Source organism: Burkholderia sp. AU32262, assembly GCF_020419985.1.
GTDB lineage: Bacteria > Pseudomonadota > Gammaproteobacteria > Burkholderiales > Burkholderiaceae > Burkholderia > Burkholderia semiarida.
Genome location: NZ_JAIZRS010000081.1, coordinates 1 through 748, shown reverse-complemented (window position 1 = coordinate 748; position 748 = coordinate 1). Strand labels below are relative to the sequence as shown.

Annotated in this window: 1 protein-coding gene; it reads left to right on the top strand. The window is 61.2% G+C overall.

The genetic code is table 11. The annotated features are described in order from the left end of the window. Window positions 1-38: 38 nt before the first annotated feature. A partial coding sequence (locus tag LGN10_RS33395) for an IS630 family transposase (protein WP_226226297.1) occupies window positions 39-748 on the top strand: 710 nt, incomplete at its 3' end.

The window sequence follows — 748 nt, the reverse complement described above, 5'->3', positions numbered from 1 at the left end:
CGTAGCATGTTGACGTCAACGGAACGGGAGACGTCAGCATGGCGATGGGACGACCGAAGGCGGAACTGGTGCTGAGCGAAGACGAGCGTTCGCAACTGATGTCGATCGCGCGTTCTCGCTCGATTTCGGCTGCGCTGGTCTCGCGGGCGCGTATCGTGTTGGCGGCCGCGGACGGCGAGCCCAACAGCGCGATCGCGCAGCGCCTGCAACTCACGCGTGCCACGGTGGGCAAGTGGCGTCTGCGGTTTCTGGAGCAGCGAATCAACGGACTCTACGATGAAGTACGTCCCGGCAAGCCGCGTACCATCGACGACGAGCGGTTGGCCCAACTGATTCACAAGACCCTGCACACGAAGCCGGCAGATGGATCCACTCATTGGAGTGTGCGCACGATTGCCGCCGAAACCGCCATCTCGCCGACAAGCGTGCACCGTTACTTCAAACTGCTGGGCCTGCAGCCGCACCGAAGTGAAAGCTTCAAGCTCTCGACCGATCCGTTCTTCATCGAGAAACTGCGCGATGTGGTCGGCTTGTATCTGAGTCCACCGGAGAACGCGCTGGTGCTGTGCGTGGACGAGAAGAGTCAATGTCAGGCGCTCGAGCGTACACAACCCATGCTGCCGATGGGTTTCGGCTACGTCGAAGGCGTTACTCACGACTACGTCCGTCATGGCACCACGACGTTGTTTGCCGCCCTGAATGTCCTCAATGGCGCCGTGCTCGCTACCTGCAAGCCGCGCCATCGACA